A 218-nucleotide genomic window follows, 5' to 3' on the forward strand; every position below is an offset into this window, starting at 1 on the left:
AGGCAAAGGATTAACTTATAACACTTGCTCTTCTCAATTAACACAACTAAAGAAAGAATTAGTTTGGTTAAAAGAAGTAGACAGCACATCACTGCAATCATCACTCAAAAAACCTTGCTGATTCGTATACTCGATTCTTCAAGAAACAAAACAAAGCACCGCGTTTCAAGTCTAAAAAGAATAAAGTGCAATCCTACACGACAAAGCATACGAATGGA

At 35.3% G+C, this 218-nt stretch carries 1 pseudogene; it reads left to right on the forward strand.

The features are described 5' to 3' along the window. A pseudogene (locus MR059_RS21730) lies at positions 1 to 218 on the forward strand (IS200/IS605 family element RNA-guided endonuclease TnpB); the annotation flags it as partial.

Source organism: Bacillus cereus group sp. BfR-BA-01522 (assembly GCF_022662635.1).
GTDB lineage: Bacteria > Bacillota > Bacilli > Bacillales > Bacillaceae_G > Bacillus_A > Bacillus_A cytotoxicus.